Origin of the sequence: Dickeya undicola (genome assembly GCF_000784735.1) — a bacterium.
Lineage (GTDB): Bacteria > Pseudomonadota > Gammaproteobacteria > Enterobacterales > Enterobacteriaceae > Dickeya > Dickeya undicola.
Genome location: NZ_JSYG01000025.1, coordinates 39,745 through 61,617 on the forward strand (window position 1 = coordinate 39,745; position 21,873 = coordinate 61,617).

22 protein-coding genes and 2 tRNA genes are annotated in these 21,873 nt (G+C 55.0%); 13 read left to right on the forward strand and 11 right to left on the reverse strand.

What is annotated here, in order from left to right; all coding sequences use genetic code 11:
* The first annotated feature begins 6 nt into the window (after positions 1-6).
* From glnD to OB87_RS12610, 3 genes are all read left to right on the forward strand, one after another.
* Complete coding sequence (glnD, locus tag OB87_RS12600) at positions 7-2,688, forward strand: bifunctional uridylyltransferase/uridylyl-removing protein GlnD (protein ID WP_033569779.1); 2,682 nt, start codon at positions 7-9, stop codon at positions 2,686-2,688.
* A 65-nt stretch (positions 2,689-2,753) separates the two neighbouring features.
* Positions 2,754-3,578 carry a 2,3,4,5-tetrahydropyridine-2,6-dicarboxylate N-succinyltransferase gene (gene dapD / locus OB87_RS12605; protein WP_033569780.1) on the forward strand — a complete coding sequence of 275 codons (825 nt, stop codon included), beginning with the start codon at positions 2,754-2,756 and terminating at the stop codon, positions 3,576-3,578.
* A 122-nt stretch (positions 3,579-3,700) separates the two neighbouring features.
* Positions 3,701-4,087: a DUF3461 family protein gene (locus OB87_RS12610; RefSeq protein ID WP_013316746.1), complete on the forward strand. Its 387-nt coding sequence runs from the start codon at positions 3,701-3,703 to the stop codon at positions 4,085-4,087.
* An 88-nt stretch (positions 4,088-4,175) separates the two neighbouring features.
* Here OB87_RS12610 and OB87_RS12615 read toward each other — a convergent pair whose 3' ends face one another.
* The 4 genes from OB87_RS12615 to syd form a co-directional block, all read right to left on the reverse strand.
* Positions 4,176-4,628, reverse strand: a complete 453-nt coding sequence (locus tag OB87_RS12615; RefSeq protein ID WP_033569781.1) for a flavodoxin — start codon at positions 4,626-4,628, stop codon at positions 4,176-4,178.
* 18 nt (positions 4,629-4,646) lie between these two features.
* Positions 4,647-5,432 (reverse strand): tRNA pseudouridine(65) synthase TruC, encoded by a 786-nt coding sequence (truC, locus tag OB87_RS12620; RefSeq protein ID WP_033569782.1) that lies wholly within the window; start codon positions 5,430-5,432, stop codon positions 4,647-4,649.
* A gap of 2 nt (positions 5,433-5,434) precedes the next feature.
* Positions 5,435-5,755, reverse strand: coding sequence for a YqcC family protein (locus OB87_RS12625; protein WP_033569783.1), 321 nt, complete (start codon positions 5,753-5,755; stop codon positions 5,435-5,437).
* Between the two features lie 663 nt (positions 5,756-6,418).
* Entirely contained in the window at positions 6,419-6,967 is a 549-nt protein-coding gene (syd, locus tag OB87_RS12630) for a SecY-interacting protein (RefSeq protein WP_033569784.1), read from the reverse strand.
* 261 nt (positions 6,968-7,228) lie between these two features.
* Between syd and ppnN the strand changes: the two genes are divergently transcribed.
* Positions 7,229-8,593, forward strand: a complete 1,365-nt coding sequence (gene ppnN / locus OB87_RS12635) for a nucleotide 5'-monophosphate nucleosidase PpnN (protein ID WP_033569785.1) — start codon at positions 7,229-7,231, stop codon at positions 8,591-8,593.
* Positions 8,594-8,644: 51 nt separating this feature from the next.
* Positions 8,645-9,406, forward strand: coding sequence for a flap endonuclease Xni (xni, locus tag OB87_RS12640; protein ID WP_033569786.1), 762 nt, complete (start codon positions 8,645-8,647; stop codon positions 9,404-9,406).
* A 53-nt stretch (positions 9,407-9,459) separates the two neighbouring features.
* Here xni and rlmM read toward each other — a convergent pair whose 3' ends face one another.
* The 4 genes from rlmM to OB87_RS12660 all read right to left on the reverse strand — a co-directional run bounded on the left by rlmM (position 9,460) and on the right by OB87_RS12660 (position 12,488).
* Positions 9,460-10,560, reverse strand: coding sequence for a 23S rRNA (cytidine(2498)-2'-O)-methyltransferase RlmM (gene rlmM / locus OB87_RS12645; RefSeq protein WP_033569787.1), 1,101 nt, complete (start codon positions 10,558-10,560; stop codon positions 9,460-9,462).
* Position 10,561: 1 nt separating this feature from the next.
* On the reverse strand, positions 10,562-10,948 hold the full coding sequence (locus tag OB87_RS12650; RefSeq protein WP_033569788.1) for a DUF423 domain-containing protein: 387 nt from the start codon (positions 10,946-10,948) through the stop codon (positions 10,562-10,564).
* A gap of 49 nt (positions 10,949-10,997) precedes the next feature.
* Positions 10,998-11,924 carry a transcriptional regulator GcvA gene (locus OB87_RS12655; protein WP_033569789.1) on the reverse strand — a complete coding sequence of 309 codons (927 nt, stop codon included), beginning with the start codon at positions 11,922-11,924 and terminating at the stop codon, positions 10,998-11,000.
* Between the two features lie 342 nt (positions 11,925-12,266).
* Entirely contained in the window at positions 12,267-12,488 is a 222-nt protein-coding gene (locus OB87_RS12660; protein WP_033569790.1) for a YgdI/YgdR family lipoprotein, read from the reverse strand.
* 171 nt (positions 12,489-12,659) lie between these two features.
* Here OB87_RS12660 and csdA point away from each other — a divergent pair, with 171 nt between their 5' ends.
* Both csdA and csdE read left to right on the forward strand, forming a co-directional pair.
* Positions 12,660-13,865 (forward strand): cysteine desulfurase CsdA, encoded by a 1,206-nt coding sequence (gene csdA / locus OB87_RS12665; RefSeq protein WP_033569791.1) that lies wholly within the window; start codon positions 12,660-12,662, stop codon positions 13,863-13,865.
* A 3-nt stretch (positions 13,866-13,868) separates the two neighbouring features.
* Positions 13,869-14,312 carry a cysteine desulfurase sulfur acceptor subunit CsdE gene (gene csdE, locus OB87_RS12670; protein WP_033569792.1) on the forward strand — a complete coding sequence of 148 codons (444 nt, stop codon included), beginning with the start codon at positions 13,869-13,871 and terminating at the stop codon, positions 14,310-14,312.
* Here csdE and tcdA read toward each other — a convergent pair.
* Complete coding sequence (gene tcdA, locus OB87_RS12675) at positions 14,300-15,160, reverse strand: tRNA cyclic N6-threonylcarbamoyladenosine(37) synthase TcdA (protein WP_033569827.1); 861 nt, start codon at positions 15,158-15,160, stop codon at positions 14,300-14,302. The genes csdE and tcdA overlap by 13 nt on opposite strands.
* A gap of 245 nt (positions 15,161-15,405) precedes the next feature.
* Here tcdA and OB87_RS12680 point away from each other — a divergent pair, with 245 nt between their 5' ends.
* Genes OB87_RS12680 through OB87_RS12690 form a run of 3 tightly spaced genes read left to right on the forward strand, consistent with a single transcriptional unit; the run spans position 15,406 to position 17,360 of the window.
* On the forward strand, positions 15,406-15,852 hold the full coding sequence (locus OB87_RS12680; RefSeq protein ID WP_033569793.1) for a GNAT family N-acetyltransferase: 447 nt from the start codon (positions 15,406-15,408) through the stop codon (positions 15,850-15,852).
* A 21-nt stretch (positions 15,853-15,873) separates the two neighbouring features.
* Positions 15,874-16,881 (forward strand): D-2-hydroxyacid dehydrogenase family protein, encoded by a 1,008-nt coding sequence (locus tag OB87_RS12685; RefSeq protein ID WP_033569794.1) that lies wholly within the window; start codon positions 15,874-15,876, stop codon positions 16,879-16,881.
* Positions 16,881-17,360: a GNAT family N-acetyltransferase gene (locus OB87_RS12690; RefSeq protein WP_033569795.1), complete on the forward strand. Its 480-nt coding sequence runs from the start codon at positions 16,881-16,883 to the stop codon at positions 17,358-17,360. Before OB87_RS12685 ends, OB87_RS12690 begins: the two co-directional genes overlap by 1 nt.
* A gap of 40 nt (positions 17,361-17,400) precedes the next feature.
* Here OB87_RS12690 and mltA read toward each other — a convergent pair whose 3' ends face one another.
* Complete coding sequence (mltA, locus tag OB87_RS12695; RefSeq protein WP_033569828.1) at positions 17,401-18,552, reverse strand: murein transglycosylase A; 1,152 nt, start codon at positions 18,550-18,552, stop codon at positions 17,401-17,403.
* 210 nt (positions 18,553-18,762) lie between these two features.
* Here mltA and OB87_RS12700 point away from each other — a divergent pair.
* Positions 18,763-18,839 (forward strand) — tRNA-Met (locus OB87_RS12700).
* A 39-nt stretch (positions 18,840-18,878) separates the two neighbouring features.
* Positions 18,879-18,955: transfer RNA gene (locus tag OB87_RS12705), tRNA-Met, on the forward strand.
* 78 nt (positions 18,956-19,033) lie between these two features.
* On the opposite strand, the gene amiC is transcribed toward OB87_RS12705, so the two are convergent.
* Complete coding sequence (gene amiC / locus OB87_RS12710; RefSeq protein ID WP_033569796.1) at positions 19,034-20,272, reverse strand: N-acetylmuramoyl-L-alanine amidase AmiC; 1,239 nt, start codon at positions 20,270-20,272, stop codon at positions 19,034-19,036.
* Positions 20,273-20,496: 224 nt separating this feature from the next.
* On the opposite strand from amiC, the gene argA reads away from it, so the two are divergent.
* The gene (argA, locus tag OB87_RS12715; protein WP_033569797.1) at positions 20,497-21,822 is read left to right on the forward strand and encodes an amino-acid N-acetyltransferase; all 1,326 of its coding nucleotides are present in this window, start codon (positions 20,497-20,499) and stop codon (positions 21,820-21,822) included.
* The last annotated feature ends 51 nt before the right edge of the window (positions 21,823-21,873 follow it).

Here is a 21,873-nt window from a genome sequence, read left to right on the forward strand (position 1 = left end):
CGCAACATGATCGACAAAGACCTTTCGCACGATACCCCCGGTTCCACCACCACGGTTCATCCGGCACCGGCTTCACCTCTGACGTTCACCGACGACATGCTGAAATGTCAGACGCTGAAAACCCATCTGGAACAGTTCCAGAGCTGGCTGGCAGAGGAATTCAAAGCGGGCGTTAGCGCGGAAGCGTTGATCGACGCCCGCACGCTGTTTATTGACCATCTGATGCAACGGCTATGGCGCTTTTACGGTTTTGAAAGTACAGCGCAAACCGCACTGGTGGCGGTCGGCGGCTACGGGCGCGGAGAATTGCATCCACTGTCAGACATTGACCTGCTGGTCCTGAGCCAGCACAAGCTGACGGACGTTCAGTCACAGGCGATCGGCACCTTTATCACGTTGCTGTGGGACCTGCGGCTGGAAGTCGGCCATAGCGTGCGCACACTCGACGAATGTCTGGAAGAAGGCCGGGCAGATATTTCCGTCGCCACCAACCTGATCGAATCCCGCATGATTTGCGGGGACGTTGCACTGTTCCTGACGCTACAAAAACACATTTTCAGCGACGCATTCTGGCCTTCGGAAACCTTCTTTCCCGCCAAGATCACCGAGCAGCGGGAACGCCACCAGCGCTACCACAGCACCAGTTACAATCTGGAGCCAGATATCAAGAGCAGCCCCGGTGGGCTACGGGATATCCACACCCTGCTGTGGGTCGCCCGTCGTCACTTTGGTGCCACGTCGCTCAACGAAATGGTCGGGTTCGGTTTTCTGACCGAAGCTGAACGCAACGAGTTGAACGAGTGCCAGAGTTTTCTGTGGCGCATTCGCTTCGCATTGCATTTGATCCTGCCCCGTTACGATAACCGCCTGTTGTTCGACCGCCAGCTCAACGTGGCGCAACTGCTGCAATATCAGGGCGAAGGCAATGCGCCGGTAGAGCACATGATGAAAGACTTCTACCGTATGACGCGTCGGGTAGGCGAACTGAATCAGATGCTGCTGCAACTGTTTGACGAAGCCATCCTGGCGCTGGATGCCAGCGAGAAACCCCGTCCGCTGGACGAGGAATTCCAGTTGCGCGGCCAGCTTATCGACCTGCGTGACGAAACCCTGTTCGAGCGCAAGCCCGAAGCCATCATCCGCATGTTCTACCTGATGGTCCGCAATCAGGAAATCAGCGGCATCTATTCAACAACCCTGCGGCACCTGCGCCATGCTCGTCGTCACCTGAACCAGCCGCTGTGTACGATTCCAGAAGCCCGCAACCTGTTCATGAATATTCTGCGCCACCCGCGCGCTGTCAGCCGGGCATTGCTGCCGATGCACACCCACAGTGTACTGTGGGCCTATATGCCGTTGTGGGGCAACATTGTCGGGCAGATGCAGTTTGACCTGTTCCACGCCTATACCGTGGATGAGCACACCATCCGGGTGCTGCTGAAACTGGAGAGTTTTACCGAAGAAGCCACTCGCGCGGCGCATCCACTATGCGTGGAGCTCTACCCGCGACTGCCGCAGCCAGAGCTGTTACTGCTAGCTGCCCTGTTCCATGACATCGCCAAAGGTCGTGGTGGCGACCACTCGGAACTGGGGGCCAAAGACGCGCTGGAGTTTGCCGCGCTGCATGGGTTGAACTCACGGGAAACCCAACTGGTATCCTGGCTGGTACGCTGCCATCTGCTGATGTCAGTTACGGCACAGCGGCGTGACATCCAGGACCCAACGGTCATCCAGCAATTCGCTGAACAGGTGCAAAGCGAAACCCGGTTGCGTTACCTGCTGAACCTGACCGTAGCGGATATCTGCGCCACTAATGAGACGCTGTGGAACAGCTGGAAACAGAGTCTGTTGCGCGAACTGTATTTCGCGACCGAGAAACAGTTACGTCGTGGTATGCAGAACTCGCCGGACCTGCGCGAACGGGTGCGTCATCATCGCTTACAGGCGCTGGCGCTGTTGCGTATGGACAATATCGACGAGGAGGCACTGCACCACATCTGGAGCCGCTGCCGCGCCGACTACTTCCTGCGTCACTCCCCGAATCAATTAGCCTGGCACGCGCGTCACCTGCTGGAGCATGACGTCAGTAAACCCATGGTGCTGATCAGCCACCAGGCCAGTCGTGGTGGCACCGAAATCTTTATCTGGAGCCCGGACCGTCCTTACCTGTTCGCCGCGGTCGCCGGTGAACTGGACAGACGTAACCTGAGCGTACACGACGCGCAAATCTTCACCAGCCGCGACGGTATGGCGATGGACACCTTTATCGTACTGGAACCGGACGGCAGCCCGCTGGCACCGGATCGTCACGACATGATCCGCCATGCCATCGAACAGGCGCTGACCCAACGGGATTATCAGCATCCGCGAGCACGTCGGCCCTCCTCCCGCCTGCGCCACTTTAGCGTGCCGACGGAAGTCGGTTTTCTACCGACGCATACCGACCGACGCAGTTACATGGAGTTAATCGCGCTCGATCAGCCCGGCCTGCTGGCGCGGGTGGGCGAAGTGTTCGCCGACCTGAATCTGTCGCTGCATGGTGCCCGTATTTCCACCATCGGCGAACGCGTAGAAGACCTGTTTATTCTGGCAGATAGCGAAAGACGGGCATTAAGCCCCGAATTACGGCTTAAGTTGCAACAACGGTTGACAGAAGCCCTCGACCCAAACGATAAAGTAGCTTCTTAAATGTTAAGCCTCGTCCCGCATAGCGGCACGCGGCCTGGTTTGATTAATCACGAAAGAGAAACAGGATGCAGCAATTACAGAACATCATCGAAACCGCATTTGAGCGTCGCGCAGACATTACCCCGGCCAATGTGGACACGGTAACGCGCGAAGCGGTGAATCAGGTTATCAGCCAACTGGACAGTGGTGCGCTGCGTGTGGCTGAGAAGATCAACGGCCAGTGGGTAACGCATCAGTGGCTGAAGAAAGCGGTGCTGCTCTCTTTCCGCATCAATGACAATCAGTTGATGGAAGGCACCGAGACTCGTTACTACGATAAAGTACCGATGAAATTCGCCGGTTACGATGAAGCGCGCTTCCAGCGTGAAGGTTTCCGCGTTGTCCCTCCTGCCAGTGTCCGTCAGGGCGCATTCATCGCCCGTAACACCGTACTGATGCCGTCTTACGTCAACATTGGTGCCTACGTTGACGAAGGCTCGATGGTAGACACCTGGGCCACTGTCGGCTCCTGCGCACAGATTGGCAAAAACGTGCACCTGTCCGGCGGTGTTGGCATCGGCGGTGTACTGGAGCCGCTGCAGGCTAACCCGACCATTATCGAAGATAACTGCTTCATCGGTGCTCGCTCTGAAGTCGTAGAAGGCGTGATCGTAGAAGAAGGTTCGGTAATTTCAATGGGCGTATTCATCGGCCAGAGCACCAAAATTTACGACCGTGAAACCGGCGAAGTGCATTACGGCCGAGTACCGGCGGGCTCAGTCGTGGTATCCGGCAACCTGCCGTCTAAAGACGGCAGCTACAGCCTCTACTGCGCGGTGATCGTGAAGAAAGTGGACGCAAAAACCCGCGGTAAAGTGGGAATTAATGAGCTATTGCGCACTATCGACTAATACCACTATCGACTAAACTGAATGGCGGGCTATGACCCGCCATTTTTTACGGCATCAAGCCGTCACGACCAACAATACTGGCCCGGTTTTTCAAGCCGACGTAAAACAAGAAAGGTGGCGTTATGTACGACAATCTGAAAAGTCTTGGGATTTCCAACCCGGAAGATATCGACCGCTATAGCCTCCGCCAGGAAGCCAGCAACGATATTCTGAAAATTTACTTTCGCAAGGATAAAGGGGAATTTTTCGCTAAAAGCGTCAAGTTCAAATATCCGCGCCAGCGCAAAACCATCGTCGCAGACAACGCCGGGCAGGGTTATAAAGAAATCAACGAGATCAGCCCCAATCTGCGTTACGTGGTGGACGAGCTTGATCAAATTTGCCAGCGCGATCAGGTTGAGGTGGATTTGAAGCGCAAGATTCTGTCCGATCTGCGTCATCTGGAAAGCGTGGTCACCAACAAGATCAGCGAAATCGAATCCGATCTGGAAAAACTGACGCAACGCTAAGCCGCGTCATCGATAAGGCTGCAACACAGCCTATTGCGCATAAGAAACGGGGCCTGGAGGCCCCGTTTTCACCAGCGGCTCCCGGCAATTACTTGTCCAGCAGCGCGCCCCAGGATTCCACCCACGGGCAGGAAATCACTTCAGGTTCCGGATGTTCGGTGGCATCAATTTCCAGCAACTCGCCCACGCGTTTCGCCCCCATCTCCTGCAATAACGCATCAAACTGATGACCGCCACCGCAGAAATTCTCGTAGCTGCTGTCACCCAATGCAATCAATCCGTAGTGCAAATCAGGCTGATAACCGACTTTTTCACGCAGCGCTTCGTACAACGGCACGATAGACTCCGGCAATTGCCCCTGACCGGTGGTGGAGGTGACCACCAGTACCGTCTGCTGGCTGTAAGCCAGCCAGTCATCGACCGACGCTTCTTCGAAAATCTTTACCTCATGCCCGTGCGACTTAAGAATGCTCTCCGCTTCCTCCGCCACCAGCAACGCGTTGCCGTACACCGTGCCAACAAAAATACCGACTTGCGCCATGACGCTGATTCTCCTGTTTTATGCTGACGTCAGGTCGTTATCCTGACCCGACACCAAAGGAAACTCAACCCTTTCAACCTCAGGGAGATTGCCTTGCCAGCCAAATTGCGTCATTACGCCCTGCCAGGGCTCGTCCCAGCGTGCTGAGATGACCAACGGCTCGTTGGTCACCGGGTGAGTCAGCGACAAACGGCTGGCGTGCAACATCAGGCGAGCGCAATCAAAATGCGCCGCCATACCGCGGTTCTGACGCAAGTCGCCGTGGGTAGTATCGCCAATAATAGGGTGACGCAAATGCGCCATATGTCGCCGCAACTGGTGCTTACGCCCGGTCTTGGGACTTAATTCCAGCAGACTGTAGCGCGAAGTGTCATAACGCCCAATCGCTACCGGCATCTCGGCACGCGCCAGTACCCGATAGTGGCTGACGGCAGGCTGCGGCGCTTTATTCGGGTCGGCGTATTTATCGGCGATGCGGTCCAGCTCTTCTGTCAGCGCATAATCAACCACACCGTCCTCCATCACATAGCCGCGAACCACTGCATGATAGGTTTTCTCCATCTGGTGCTGCTCGAACTGCTGCGCCAGTAACCGTGCCACCTCAGAGGACAGCGCCATCAACAGCACGCCAGAGGTAGGACGATCCAGACGGTGCACGGTAAACACGTGCTGACCAATCTGGTCGCGTACCGTTTGCATCACCACCACTTTTTCCTTGCGATCCAGCCAGCTGCGGTGCACCAGCCAACCAGCCGGTTTGTTCACCGCAATCAGATGCTCATCCTGATAGACAATCTCCAGCATCCTCATTCCTCAAACAATTCATCCAACGCCCGCAACTGCGTCAGCAATTCGCCAACATCATCCAAGCGCCCGTCGAACGCCATTTCGAAGTAAGGCAGGATGGCAAGCCGGGTCGGCAACGGCGCGCCGCTGTCCAGTAATGCGTGCATACGCGGTAAGAACACCCATTGCAGCCACTGCTCGGCCGCCATCGTATCAATGCAGAACGGTTCCTGGCTGGCAAATGCCGCCTCATCAGGTGCAGAAGTCGGCCATAACGGGCTTGTTCTCAGGGCATGTTCTATCGCAAACAGCGATTGTCGGATGCGAATCTCTACACTCATGGGCCGAAGTCTCATCAGGCTTGGTAACAGGGCGGCAAAGCATAGCATCGTTGTCTGATTCTGACATCCCACACCGCAATGCGCACACTGAGTGGCACAGCAAACGAAAAGAGGGAACCGATTTCTCGGTTCCCTCTTAGTTCGTTTGCAGCAGTCCCGCTACCTTGTTGCTTCCCTGCTCGTCCTTGAAAACTTGTCCTTGATTGGTCGTCCTAACCCACAATCCTTGCTGGCGATCCTTCTTTCATCCGTGACGCTCGTTCCATCATAATCATCCGTGATCGCATTCCTTTAGGCTCCTGCCCCACCGGCATTCCCAAGCCGGCTCTCATTCTCCTTCCTGGAGGTGTCCCTCATTTCATCCTGAAAAAAGAGTCTGGTTGTAACAGAAGTTAGCTTCCTGCCTTCCTGGCATGGTCGACATACCCTGTTACCGTGTTACTAAACTGAATAATAAGATGTATTAATTAAACCGAATCAGCAAGCCACCCAAACGCCCTAATAGGCGCATAAAAAGCACGGTTTATTGACGAACACCATTAATTCATTAATTAATAATGCAAAAATTAAACGGAAATCTTAGTTTAATATTAAAGATAAGAGATCGCTTACACGCAATGTAAGAGATCTCTCACACACCGAAAAGCGAAACGCGATTCAGCATTATGGAATCAATGGCAACAGCTTATGCAGGAAATCAACCAGATCCGATGACAACACGCGACGCTGGCGCGTACCGAACTCTTCCAGCACCACTTCGCCGCTCAGGTTGCACAAAGAGATTAGCGCCATTTCAGAATGCGTTGTCGCAAGAAATAATGTAGGTGACAATTTTAATCGTTTTTGTGTCAAAAGGTGACCAATCAGGTTCTCCTGCAGACGTATAAAATCGTCCTCACTCCAGACCTGAAGCAGCGTGCAGTCCAGATCGTCAAAGCGAGCCGTCATGTCACCCGCAAACTGGCTGGTGAAAAAGGTATGCGCATCCGGATGTAGTTGGATCTCCAGCGCCCGTTCAACACCATCCAGCCGAGCTGGCACAGCCGGTGCCTGCGGCAACCAGTGCACCCGACTATCCTGTGTGGTGACAATACAGGGTGACGCGACACCATACAGCTCGTCGCTGGCTGGCGGATGGCCGGTTTCCCGTTGCCATAACTCGACATAACGCTGGGTGAATGCATTCAGCGCCTGTGATACCTGCTGCTCCATCTTTCCTCTCAATCTGAGTCTGTCGGGTTTCACTCAATACACATTCTATCCCGACTATAACGCCTAACGTCGACAGAATACGCATCAAAGTGCGTAACGCCGCGCAACTTTATCGCTGGAAGGTCACCACGCCTTGGCAAAAGGCTATTCGACACGTTAAGGTGAGATAGCAAAGAAACGTATCACACAAACGCATCGCACCTGCGTGTTGGGCAAGCGTCTTGAACAACTGTCGTCGCACACTGCGTTTCAGGGAGTAGTATGATCACACATATCAGCCCGTTAGGGTCCATGGATTTACTGTCGCAGCTGGAAGTGGATATGCTGAAAAGCACAGCCAGCAGCGATCTTTACCGGCTATTCCGCAATTGTTCCCTCGCCGTCCTGAATTCCGGCAGTCAGACGGACAACAGCAAGGAGTTGCTCTCCCGCTACGAGGATTTCGATATCAATGTACTGCGCCGTGAGCGCGGCGTGAAACTGGAGCTGGTCAACCCGCCGGAAGAAGCATTTGTCGACGGGCAAATTATCCGCTCGTTGCAGGCCAACCTGTTCGCCGTGCTGCGCGACATCCTGTTTGTGAACGGCCAAATCGCCAGCGCTGGGCGTTATCAAAACCTGGATCTCGAAGACTCCACCCATATCACCAATCTTGTATTCTCCATCCTGCGTAATGCCAGAGCGCTGCATGTAGGCGAGGAGCCAAATCTGGTGGTGTGCTGGGGCGGTCATTCGATCAATGAAACCGAATACCTGTACGCCCGTAAAGTCGGCAGCCAGCTCGGTTTGCGAGAACTGAACATCTGTACCGGATGTGGGCCGGGCGCGATGGAAGCCCCGATGAAAGGTGCCGCCGTGGGCCACGCCCAACAACGTTATCGTGACGGACGTTTCATCGGCATGACCGAGCCATCCATCATCGCAGCCGAGCCACCCAATCCGCTGGTGAATGAGCTGATCATCATGCCGGATATTGAAAAACGTCTGGAAGCGTTCGTGCGCATTGGGCACGGCATCGTGATTTTCCCAGGCGGGGTCGGTACGGCGGAAGAGTTCCTCTATCTGTTGGGCATCATGATGGACCCAGCCAACAGCGAACAAGTGTTGCCAATTATCCTTACCGGCCCACAGGAAAGTGCTGACTATTTCCGGGTTCTTGACGAATTTATCGTTAATACGCTGGGTCGACAGGCACGCCGTTATTATTCCATCATCATCAATGATGCTGCCGAAGTGGCACGACAGATGAAGAAAACCATGCCACAGGTGAAAGAGCACCGCCGTCACACCGGCGATGCCTATAGCTTCAACTGGTCGCTGCGCATCGCACCGGACTTGCAACTGCCGTTCGAACCGACGCACGAAAACATGGCGAACCTCAACCTGCACCCTGATCAACCAGCTGAACAGCTGGCGTCCACGCTGCGCAAAGCGTTTTCCGGTATTGTGGCAGGTAACGTCAAAGAAGCAGGGATCCGGGCTATTGAGGAACACGGCCCGTATAAACTGCACGGCAATGCCGACATCATGAAGAGCATGGACAGACTGTTGCAGGACTTCGTTTCTCAGCAACGTATGAAGCTGCCTGGCAGCGCTTACGTCCCGTGCTATGAAATCTGTTCCTGACCACCGTTCGCCGTCGGCGTGTGTCGACGGCGACTCATATGACTACCGCTTATGGCCGTACATCTGCTTATTGTTGACGCGCTCAACCTGATCCGACGCATTCATGCGGTACAAGGTTCTCCTTGCCTAACTGCCTGCCAGCACGCGTTGGGCCAGTTGATTCAGCACAGTCAACCTACTCATGCCGTTGCCGTCTTTGATGACGAGCAGCGTGACCAGAGCTGGCGCCACCAGTTATTGCCGGAGTATAAGGCTGGCCGCACGCCCATGCCGGAAAGCTTGTCGCAGGAGTTGCCACAAATCAGGGATGCCTTCCTGGCCTCAGGTGTAGAGAGCTGGCACTCACCGGGTAATGAAGCTGACGATCTGGCTGCCACGTTGGCTTTTAAGGTCGCCGCGCAAGGGCACCAAGCCACCATTGTTTCGACCGACAAAGGATACTGTCAGTTACTGGCACCAACCATTCGCATCCGGGATTACTTTCAGAAGCGCTGGTTGGACGTGCCATTCATCCAGCAGGCGTTCGGCGTTCAACCCGAACAGTTGCCGGATTTCTGGGGACTGGCGGGGATCAGTAGCAGCAAAATTCCCGGCGTGAGCGGCATTGGGCCGAAAACCGCCGCTCAACTGTTGCAACAGGCAGGCTCACTGGAGGCGCTATACCAGCAGTTGGAGCAGATACCGGAGAAATGGCGCCGCAAGTTGGAATCTCAGCAGGACATGGCTTACCGCTGCCGCCAGGTCGCCACGCTCAGAACTGATCTGATACTCAATGGCAACCTGCAACAGCTCCGCCTGCCCACATCGGGTTAGGCGGCGTTAACCACCGATACGTACAGGCATCACGCCCGGACAGCAGCGGAAACTCAACGTTCGTCGCGTCGGCCGGGCGTTGCACCCCAGATACGCCGGGCATGAACGGTCACTTCTTCACGGTCGTGATAGAGGTGTTTGGCATGAATCTCAAAGTTGATGCCGTTCTCCTCCAGCCGCTGCGCCAGCACGGCCAGATTCTGGGTCACTTCTTCATAGCGCTTTTTCATCGGCAGCTTAAGGTTGAAGATCACTTCACGGCACCAGCCATTGACCAGCCAGTCAGCCATACGGTTGGTGACTTTAGCCGGTTTTTCCACCATATCGCACACCAGCCAGTAGATATTATTGCGCGGCGGTTCAAAGCGAAACCCGTCCGCCTGATGGTGGATGACCTGCCCGGTATCCATCAGGCTCGGTGCCATCATGCCGTTATCAACGGCGTGGACCATCATACTGCGTTTCACCAACTGATAGGTCCAGCCGCCGGGGCAAGCCCCCAGATCCACCGAGAACATACCACTAGCAAGACGTTCATCCCATTCGTCTGCTGGCACGAAAACATGGAATGCTTCTTCCAGCTTCAATGTCGAGCGGCTTGGGGCGTCCGCAGGGAATTTCAGCCGAGGGATCCCCATATAAAACGGCGAATTGTTATTGCTGTAGGAATAACCGACATAGCAGCAACCGGGGGCGATGAACAACACATGAATCACCGGGCGGCTGGCTTTCTCCTGCGCCAGCAGAATACGGTTTTCCCGCAATGCCGCGCGCAGTGGCACCGTGAACTTGCGGCAGAACTTCATCAGTTCCTTGCTTTCGTTGGTATCCGGCACTTCAACCCGCAACTCACCAGCACGTTCCAGCGCCCCGGTCAGCATCCCGACGATCGGCGTGATGCGATCCTCCGGCGGCAGATCACGCAGCAATTCGCCACAGACCATCATCTGACGCGCAAATATCAGCTCCTGGAACGGTAATTCCTTAATCAGCCGATCGGCGTCTTCGTGCTGGTAACACTCAAACACCACATATCCGCTGTTATCCTTGACCCGAACAAAGCCATAGACGTTATAACGCGCCGCCTTGTCGGTAATTTCTGCCGCGCACTCTTTCTCAAACCCAGGGCGGCAGTACAAAATCACTTTATTCATGCTACTCAGCCTTTTTCTTTAAGCGTAAGGCTCCAATTAACAGTAATAGCCAGCCCGTCAGAAAGCACACGCCCCCCAGCGGAGTGACAAATACCCATAGTTTGAGGTGCGACAACGCCAGACAGTATAAGCTGCCGCTAAACAGCAGCGTACCCAGCGCCAGAAATGCCGCACTCCAGTAAAACCAGATGTTCGCCCGTTGATGCATCATCACCGATAACACCAGAATCGCCAGCGTGTGAAACGCCTGATACTGGAGCCCGGTATGCAGCCAGGACATTTCCGCTTCACCCAGAGATTTACTCAACACATGCGCGCCAAACGCCCCCAACGCCACATATGCAAACCCGCTGACAGCGGCGAATATCAGCATGAAACGGCTGTTCATCGTTTGATCTATTCCATATATCAAGAAAAAGAAGCTGAACCCGGCGGATTCAGCGTGAACTGTTGTCGTAGCGGAAGCGGAACTTTTCCTGTTCGCTGGCCGCGCGAGCCAGAATCCATTGGCGAAAGGCGGCTATTTTACCCAGTTCCGCCTGACTGTCATGACAAACCAGATAAAACGCATTTTTGCTGACCAGCACGTCATTGAACGGACACACCAGCCTGCCCGCTTCAATTTCCGTCTGCGCCATCACATTGTTGGCCAGCGCGACCCCCTGACCATGAATGGCCGCCTGCAACACCATCGCACTATGACTGAAAATCGGCCCTTGCTGCACATTAATCTGAGTTATCCCCAACTGGCGGGTATAGGCCATCCAGTCACGTCGTGAGGCGTCATGCAACAGCGTATGCCATATCAGGTCGCCCGGTGTTTTCAATGGGTGCTCCCCAGCCAGTAATTGCGGTGCGCAAACCGGCAACAGATACTCCGCGTACAGTTTTTCCACCCGCAATCCCGGCCAGTTGCCGCGACCGTAGAAGATAGCCACATCCACATCATCCGACAATCGTTCCTCTTCCCGGTCCACCGCCTGGATTCGTACATCAATGCCCGGATATTCCGTATTGAAACTCGACAGACGCGGCACCAGCCAGTGGATGGCAAAGCTGGGCAGCAGGCTCACCGTCAGCGCGCCTTTGGCGCTACGAGCCTGTAACTTACGGGTCGCTTCATTAAGGGCTGAAAAGATTTCCTTAATGTCCAGAAAGTAACTCTGCCCCTCTTCCGTCAACAACAGGGAACGGTTACGGCGGCGGAACAATTTCAGACCGAGAAAATCTTCCAGCGATTTGATCTGATGGCTGACGGCAGCCTGAGTAACGAATAACTCTTCGGCCGCGCGGGTAAAACTGAGGTGGCGGGCAGCAGCATCAAAGACGCGCAAAGCATTGAGAGGCGGCAATCGTTTCGACATAAACCGGATTCTTCGTATGCGGCTTACCCCGGTAACGACTACCGCGATTTGCCATTAGTTTTTGTAATCCGATGCATTATAAATTGTCCGTTGAGGATGCACCAGCAAATACCTATAGTAGCGCCACTTCCCTGAGCCGGAACGAAAAGTGCTGAAGATTGACCGATGTGCTTTTGGCTTGTGGTTGTGATGTTGTGTTTGCTATTTGTTTACTGTCTGCATTTCAGACGTGGTAGCGATGCTACCTTTTCATTTCCTGTACATTTACCCTGTCTGTCTAAGTGATTTTTGCATAGCACCGCGTTTTGCGGTGCTTTTTTTTGCCTGTAATGAATTGACCGATCACTTCGCTTCCGTCATCGATCTCAGTGCATCACGATTAATCTGTTGGTGATGGCCGTAAGCATCGGTGTAACTGATGAGGCCAGTTTCTTCATCCACCTTCGGTTTGCCATCAGCAATGATGGTCTGCCCGTCAGAAGTTTGCAGCACATAATTGCTGGAACAGGCTGACAACGATAACGTCAGAGCCAGGGCGGCAAGAATTACAATTTTATTCTTCATACTTAACTCCTGGTATTTTTTAATGCCTTCACTAAGGCATTCGTCATTATTAAATTCCAAACCAAGCAAGGTTAAGGGTAGCAAGCTGAGCGAGGTTTTCGTTCAGGATCGTCCTAAACTTGTTTCAGTCGCAAAAATGGGACAGGATCTGCCGCTCAACAGAGGATCGACATGAAACCGTTTAATGCCCCGTATTTTCGCCAGCAATTTCCCGCACTTCGCCAACCCGGTGTCTATCTTGACAGCGCCGCCACAGCGCTGAAGCCCGACACGGTTATCACCACGGTTCAGCACTACTACGCCAGCGAAACGGGTAATGTGCACCGCAGCCAGCATCGCACCGCCCGACAGTTGTCGGAAACGTTCGAACAGGCGCGGGAAAAAGTAGCGGATTTCATTGGCGCAACGCAGGCACGCGGCATCGTCTGGACTAAAGGCACAACAGAAGCGATCAATCTGGTGGCGCAATGTTACGCCCGCCCACGGTTACAACCCGGCGATGAGATCCTGGTCAGCGAGGCTGAGCACCATGCTAATCTGATCCCATGGCTGATGGTGGCGCAACAAACGGGAGCGCGAGTGGTAAAGCTGCCGATTGGCGCGGATAGTCTGCCCGACCTTCCGCTGTTACCCTCATTGATCAACGCCCGCACCCGCCTGCTGGCTATCGGACAAATGTCGAATGTGACCGGCGGTATGCCGGACCTGAAACGAGCGATTACACTGGCACATCAGGTCGGTGCGGTGGTGATAGTGGATGGCGCACAAGGTATTGCACACACGGCAACCGATGTGACGGCGCTGGATATCGACTTTTACGCGTTCTCCGGCCATAAACTGTATGGCCCTACCGGTATTGGCGTGCTGTACGGCAAACCAGCGCTGCTGGAAACCATGCCGCCCTGGCAAGGCGGTGGAAAAATGATGACAACCGTGTCGTTTGACGGTTTTACGCCACAAGCCATTCCCCAGCGCTTCGAGGCTGGTACGCCGCACATTGCCGGGGTACTCGGTCTGGCTGCCGCCATTGATTGGTGGCAGCGACAAGACCGTTCAGCGGCGGATCGGCACAGTGTCGCGCTGGCGAGTGATGCAGAACAGCAACTGAGTGTGTTCCCCGGTTTTCGCAGCTTTCGCGCCCCTGGTTCCAGCCTGTTGTCATTCACCATCGACGGTGTACACCACCACGATCTGGTGACTCTGCTGGCGGAGGACGGCATTGCCCTGCGAGCCGGGCACCATTGCGCCCAACCGCTGATGCAGGCGCTGGGTGTGCCCGGTACGTTGCGAGCCTCATTTGCCCCTTATAACCAGCAGCTGGATGTGGACCATCTGGTCCAGGCTACCCAAAAAGCGCTTGAATTACTGATGGATTAATTGATGATGACCGACGCTACCCGCCATCCGTTTGGCACTGAAATTGATGAAGCAACGCTGACCGCGCGTTTTGACGCCTGTCGTTCCTGGGAAGAACGCTATCGTCAGTTGATCCTGCTGAGCAAATCCCTGCCGTCGCTGCCGGACGCACTTCGTCAGGAACATATCGAGTTGTCTGGTTGTGAGAACCGCGTCTGGCTGGGATATCAACAGCAACCGGACGGCACCCTGCATTTTTACGGTGACAGCGACGGCCGCATCGTGCGTGGGCTGTTGGCAATCCTATTGACGGCGGTGGAAGGCAAAACCGCGCCAATGCTACAACAGCTCGACCCGCTGGCTTTGTTTGACCGGTTGGGGCTGCGCGCCGAACTCAGCGCATCACGCGCTGGTGGGCTGAGCGCACTAGCCAGCCGCATCCACGATATTGCCCGTCACGAATCCTGATTCAACGCGGCAGCCTGCGCTTGCCGGGTATCACGCGCCATCATTTTTTTCAACGCATGGGAAACCGCCACAAAGCCAAAGGTGGCGGTCACCATGGTCGCCGCGCCAAAACCAGAGGCGCAATCCATACGTTTCACGCCGTCAGCCGTGCTGCGAGACGCACAAACCGAACCATCCGGTTGTGGGTACATCAGCGGCTCGCTGGAAAACACACAGTCGATGCCGAGCTTGCCCTTGCTGTTTTTAACGATATTAAAATCGTGCTTCAACCGCTCACGCAACTTGGCGGCCAGCGGATCCTGAATGGTTTTCGCCAGATCAGCGACCTCAATCCGCGTCGGGTCAATCTGCCCTCCCGCTCCGCCCGTGGTCACCACCGGCACTTTATTGCGGCGACACCAGGCCAGCAGCGCGGCTTTGGGGCGCACGCTATCGATAGCGTCAATCACATAGCTGAAATTGTTGTCCAGCAGTTCCGCCACATTATCGGCGCTGATGAAATCATCGACGCAGGTCACCCGGCATTCCGGGTTGATCGCCAGAATTCGCTCCGCCATCACCTCGGTTTTCAACTGCCCAGTGTGCTGACGCAGAGCATGAATCTGCCGGTTGGTGTTACTGACGCACACATCATCCATGTCAATCAGGGTAATCGCGCCGATACCGGTGCGAGCCAGCGCTTCAGCCGCCCAGGACCCAACCCCGCCAATGCCGATCACGCACACATGCGCACCGGCAAACAGCGACAACGCTCGCTGACCGTACAAACGCGCCGTACCGCCAAAACGTTGCAGATAACTCTCGGATTGCAGAGAACTATCGGATTGCAGAAAACTATCGGATTGCATAAAACCATCGGATAATTGCGTACTCATCGTCCACCTTCGCTCAATCACAAACGGCTGCGATGATACCCCAGTTAGAACCCTTTGCGCAGCGGATAACGGCAATCTATCTCACTCGTGACTTCTCTCCACAGGCGCGGCCTGTCTCCTGCCGCCATTATTTACCGTTTTGACAGGTGACGACGTCAGGTGAGCTGTGGCACTTTAACGGATAACGCTCATTAGGCGGCGTTCCGCCGGAGGAAACCATGCACCCTGAACTGATCCCCGCTACCGAATCGGATATCGAGTTCCTGCTGCAACTGCGCAGGCTAACCATGGGGAAATATCTGGCGGACATCGGCGCATCGACAGACAGCGACAGCCTGATGCAGCGTGTTCGCTACGAATTTGAACACGCTCATCTCGTGCGGGTGGAAGGGCAACCCGCCGGGCTGTTCAAATATCGCTTTATGCCGCAGGAACAGCACTGGTATCTGATGCAGATTCAGATCCACCCGGATTTTCAAAACCGCGGCCTCGGCAAGTTATTGATTGAAACCCTGCTCGCGCAGGCATCGGCGCGGGGTCAACCGGTGGTGTTGAGCGTGCTGAAAAATAATCCGGCGCGCCGCCTGTATCACCGGCTGGGGTTTCGGGTCACCGACCAAACCGACCGGGAATTCATCATGACCTGCCGCCCTCAGTCACAATAAAAACAGACAAGGACTCCCTGCATGAACATCGCCATATTGGATGACTATCAGGATACCGTCAGACAGCTGGGTTGCTTTTCGCTGTTGAACGGCCATCAGGTACAAATTCTGACGCAAACCTATGATACCGCTCAACTGGCGGCACAGTTGCAAGAGGTTGAAGCACTGGTGCTAATTCGTGAACGCACCCGTATTACTGATGAGTTGCTGGCCCAACTGCCGAACCTGAAGCTAATCAGCCAGACCGGCAAAGTAAGCCAACATATCCACGTCGACGCCTGTACCCGGTATGGCGTCGCGGTGGCCGAAGGCACCGGCTCGCCGGTGGCACCCGCCGAATTGTGCTGGAGTTTGATCATGGCGGCGTCGCGCCATCTGCCCGGTTATCGCGACCAGTTAGCTCAAGGCCACTGGCAACAGAACGGCACGTTGGGATTGGGAAGAACGCTGCATGGCCTGACGCTCGGCATCTGGGGATACGGCAAAATCGGCCAGCGTATCGCCCGGTACGGTGCGGCATTCGGCATGACGGTGTTGGTGTGGGGCAGCGAGACGTCACGTGAACTGGCACGCCAGCACGGCTTTACCACCGCCGACAGCAAAGCGGCATTTTTTGCCGATGCTGACGTCCTGTCGCTGCATCTGCGGCTGAACGACGCTACCCGCCATAGCGTAACGCAGTCGGACCTGGCATTGATGAAGCCAGGTTCGCTGTTCGTCAACACGAGCCGGGCCGAACTGGTGGAGCCGGGCGCGCTCTGGCGCGAGCTGTCCGCCCATCCCGACAAACAGGCCGCGCTGGACGTTTTCGACCACGAACCCGCAACACCGGAAAACGAACCGTTGCTGGCGCTAACTAATGTGCTGGCCACACCGCATATCGGCTATGTCGAGCGCAACAGCTACGAGCTTTATTTTAAAACCGCGTTTGAGAATGTGGCAGCATTTGCCGCTGGCAGCCCCGCCAACCTGGTCAACGACCCGGCGCTTTTTACCCCCAGCCGAAACACCGCAACAGGAGCCGGTTGATGCAACCTCCCGCGATCACGCTGCGTAAAGCCCGACGGAGCGATGCGCCAACGGCGTTTGACCTGCGTAACCGCGCCATTCTGCACGGCTGCCGCCATGACTATACACCAGAGCAGCTACAGCGCTGGACCAGCGGCCCCCTCAGTGAGGCTTTCGAGAATACCGTCACCCACCATTTTCACCTGGCGGAGAAAGGCGGTCAGATCGTAGCAACAGGGATGGTCAACCTCCACACCGGTATGATCGATGCGGTGTTTGTTGCCCCGGAGGCGATGGGGCAAGGGGTGGGCAAACGAATGATGCAACATCTGGAAACGCTGGCTCGCGCAGCAAGTCTGGCGGAAGTTCGGCTCGACGCCAGCCTGAACGCCGCGCCGTTTTACCGCTCGCTGGGCTTTTCCGGCGATGAAGTCAGCCTCTACCACTCACCACGGGGCTTCTCACTGCCCTGTATCCCGATGGTTAAAATTATTGGCTGACAGCCACCGCCATCAACATATGATGGCGGGACCAACTGATTTAATTGGCGTGACTAACCAGCCCGACAGCCCCGTTGCTGTTGCCAGCGCTGAGCAACGGCATGGCAGAAGAAGACTGCGCGTTTCTCAATACCCACACCCGACCGTAATGATTGTAGAACCCGGCGGCGTGCCCGGCATCAGGCCCAATCCCCTGATAGATATCGAAATGTTGTCCTTTTATCGCACCGCCGACATCCAGCGCGACCATTAAACGCATCTCATATTTGCCGGTAAACTTGCCCTGATTATCCAGCAGCGGCACTTCCGCCAGTAACGTGGTGCCGGCCGGGATCAGCGAACGGTCAGACGCCACAGACGCTTTAGCTACCAGCGGCACCGCGCTAGCGCCCTTCACCGGCATTGACGCCATCGATTTAAAGAACACGAAAGAGGGATTCTGCACCAGCAATTCCCGAACTTCTGCTTCGGTATGCCGGTCAGCCCATTGTCGAATGGCCTGCATCGACATATCTTCTTTGGGCACCTCACCACGATCAATCAACACTTTACCGATACTGCGGTAAGCATGACCATTTTTACCCGCATAACCGAAAAACGTCAGCGGGCTGCCATCACCGAAATCCACATAACCGCTGCCCTGCACTTCCATCATGAAGTTGTCCATCAGCGAGTTGGTCCAGGCGATAGCCAGTTCGTTGCTCAGCGCACCGGAATAAATGGCGGCACGATCCGGCAGACGGCCGTTCTTGCGAACACGAGGCATGGCGTACAAGGGGAAACGAAACTCGCCCTGGCGATAATGACGCGCCTGCACCACCGGGGTGTAGTAGCCGGTAAACTGCACGTTACCAAAGCTGTCAACACCTTCCATCTGCCAGGCACTGAGGCCGAACTGCGTCAGTTGCCGGGTATCGCCACCGGCCTGAATCCAATTCTGAACGGCTTGAAAGATATCACTGTTGCGAGAGTAGAGGCCGGGGGAAGAGGCCTGAATCTGGCTGACCTGCTGGGAAAAATCGACTGCGTTTATCGGTTTACCATTCGCGTTTGGTGCGTTGACCCATTCCATCGGCTGATCGAGACGGCCATCTTTATATTGCTGACCACGATCGCTGGGCCGAGTCTGACAACCGGCCAGTATGGCGATGACGACCCCGGTCAACACGTATTTCCCCCACCATCCTTTCATTTCCATGCTCTCTTCTTGCTTGAGTGTAAAACCACGCAGAACGATAACAAACAGGCAGAGAGAATAAAACGCATCACATCAAAACGACACCCAGCAGTCTAAAAAATCAACGTAACGCTGACATTTCCACCAACTGTCTGCAAAAGCGTAAACTATTTGCAAAAAGAGGTTGCATCAAAGCGAACGCGGAGTATAGTGCGCATCCACGGACGCGGGGTGGAGCAGCCTGGTAGCTCGTCGGGCTCATAACCCGAAGGTCGTCGGTTCAAATCCGGCCCCCGCAACCAATTGATGTACCAGCATCATATGAGAAGAAAGAAGACGGACGCGGGGTGGAGCAGCCTGGTAGCTCGTCGGGCTCATAACCCGAAGGTCGTCGGTTCAAATCCGGCCCCCGCAACCAATAATCAGACACCCGAATGGGTGTTTTTTTATGCCTGCGATTCAGGCATTCTTTCAGGCACAATACACCTTTCGGCGCTTAACGTGCCTGAGCCGCAAAATAGGCTTTAATCCCTTCCAGAATCGACTGTGCCACCTGCTGCTGAAAACGACTGGTGCGCAGCTTACGCTCCTCTTCCAGATTGCTGATAAATGCCGTTTCCACCAGCACCGACGGAATATCCGGTGCCTTCAATACCGCAAATCCGGCCTGATCGACGCTATTTTTATGCAGATGGTTGACCCTACCCAACCGGTGCAGAATTTCTTTGCCGAATTTCAGGCTGTCGTTGATAGTCACGGTTTGCACCATGTCAAACATGGTGCTGTCCAGATAGCGGTCGCCACTCAGGCTGACACCACCAATCAAATCCGACTCATTCTGGGTTTGTGCCAGATAACGCGCCGCTGAACTGGTCGCGCCTTTTTTTGACAACGCAAACACGGAGGAACCGCGGACAGCTCGGCTGGTGAACGCGTCGGCATGAATGGAGACAAACAGGTCAGCACGCTGTTTGCGCGCTTTAGCCACCCGGACTTTAAGTGGAATAAACACATCTTCATTGCGGGTCATGTAGACCTTCATGTTGCGCTCACGCTCGATGAGCGCTTTCAGACGCCGGGCAATTTGCAGCACCACGTCTTTTTCACGGGTCCGGTTTTTGCCGATGGCTCCCGGATCTTCACCACCGTGCCCAGGGTCAAGCATGATAACCAGCGGCCTTTCGCGCCCTGCCTTGCCGTCTTTGGGCTTTTCCGGCGGTAGCGTCCGTTCCAGGTCACCTTTATTATAATCTTCCAGCAACGCCAGTAGCGGGTCATCCGCATCGTCGTAACGGCCAGCGGCGGGATATAAATCCATCACCAGGCGGTTTCGAAAGCTGGCAACCGGTGCCAACGTAAACAATTTGGGGTTAACCTTCTGCCATAATTCCAACACCAGACGCACGGTATTTTTGTCGAACTGCCCGGCGCGCGCCGTCTTGATGAAAGGGTCTGGCCGTTCGAATTGCCGACCGGCATTTTTCAGCACACTATTCAACGAGGCGTTTTCAATATCCACCACCAGACGATCGGGGTTCTCCAGCATGAACTGGCGATACTTGAGCGGCTGACTGGACTCCAGCGTCACACGGCTATAGGCTGAAGAAGGCCACACCCGCACGGCAATCACCTGCGAAGTAGCAGCCAGCCCAATGCCACTGATACTCAGTAACCAGGTGGCAGCGGCGCCCTGTAATAAATGACGACGGGTCAGATGGTGCTTCGTATCAGACATGCAACTCCGGTAATGGCTAAAGAAATCAGACAGATTGATAAAAACGTCAAAAACTTTAACCAATACCTATCGGGCTGTCATGCAAAAATCATTTTTATGTTTTCTACTATGATAAGCAGACTTCTCTGAACTATCGGGCCAGACCGAAAAGTTATCGCTTGCCTTTTAGTTTATGAAGAATAAAAATACGAAAATATCGAATAAAAATTCAAAGAGGGCTCGCAGTGAAGGAACGTAGTACAGAACTGGTTCAAGGCTTCCGCCACTCAGTTCCTTACATCAATGCACATCGTGGCAAAACGTTTGTCATCATGCTCGGTGGCGAAGCTATTGAACATGAGAATTTCACCAAAATCGTCAATGATATCGGGCTGTTACACAGTCTTGGCATCAAGCTGGTGGTGGTTTATGGCGCACGCCCCCAAATCGATGCGAATCTCATGGCCCATCACTACGAGCCTCGTTACCACAAACATACCCGCGTAACAGACAGCACCACGCTGGAACTGGTAAAGCAGGCCGCAGGTATGCTGCAACTGGACATCACCGCCCGGCTGTCGATGAGCCTGTTGAACACGCCGCTACAAGGGGCGCACATTAATGTGGTTAGCGGCAACTTCATCATCGCCCAGCCGCTGGGCGTGGATGACGGCGTTGACTACTGCCACAGCGGGCGCATCCGTCGTATTGACGAAGAAGCGCTGCATCGCCAACTGGACAGCGGCGCGATCGTACTGTTGGGCCCAGTAGCCGTTTCCGTCACCGGTGAAAGCTTCAATCTGACCTCAGAAGAAGTCGCCACCCAGCTGGCTATCAAGCTCAAAGCCGAAAAGATGATCGGTTTCTGTGCTTCCCAGGGCGTGACCAATATCGAAGGCAGCATTGTGTCCGAACTGTTGCCAGACGAAGCCCAACAGCGCATTCAGTCACTGGAAGAAGCCGGTGACTATAACTCGGAGATTGTACGTTTCTTGCGTGGCGCGGTGAAAGCCTGCCGCAGCGGAGTACGCCGTAGCCATTTGATCAGCTATCAGGAAGATGGCGCACTGTTGCAGGAGTTGTTTTCCCGCGACGGCATCGGCACCCAGATCGTGATGGAAAGCGCCGAGCAAATCCGTCGGGCAACTATCAATGACATCGGCGGTATTCTGGAGCTGATTCGCCCGCTGGAACAGCAAGGCATTCTGGTGCGCCGCTCGCGCGAACAACTGGAAATGGAGATAGACAAATTCACCGTGGTGGTCCGCGATAATCTGACTATCGCCTGTGCCGCGCTCTATCCATTTACGGAAGAGAGCATCGGTGAAATGGCCTGCGTGGCGGTGCACCCGGAGTACCGCAACTCGTCGCGCGGTGATCAGTTACTGCACCATATCGCTGCGCAAGCGCGCCAACAAGGGCTCAAACGCCTGTTTGTGCTGACCACCCACAGTATCCATTGGTTCCAGGAACGCGGTTTCCAGCCTGCGGAAGTCGCCGTGTTGCCGAAACGCAAGCAGGAGCTTTACAACTACCAACGTCGCTCCAAGATTCTGGTCATCGACCTGTAGGGAAAATAACGCGTGGTTCACCACCACGCGTTATCCACGCTGTTTCTCTGC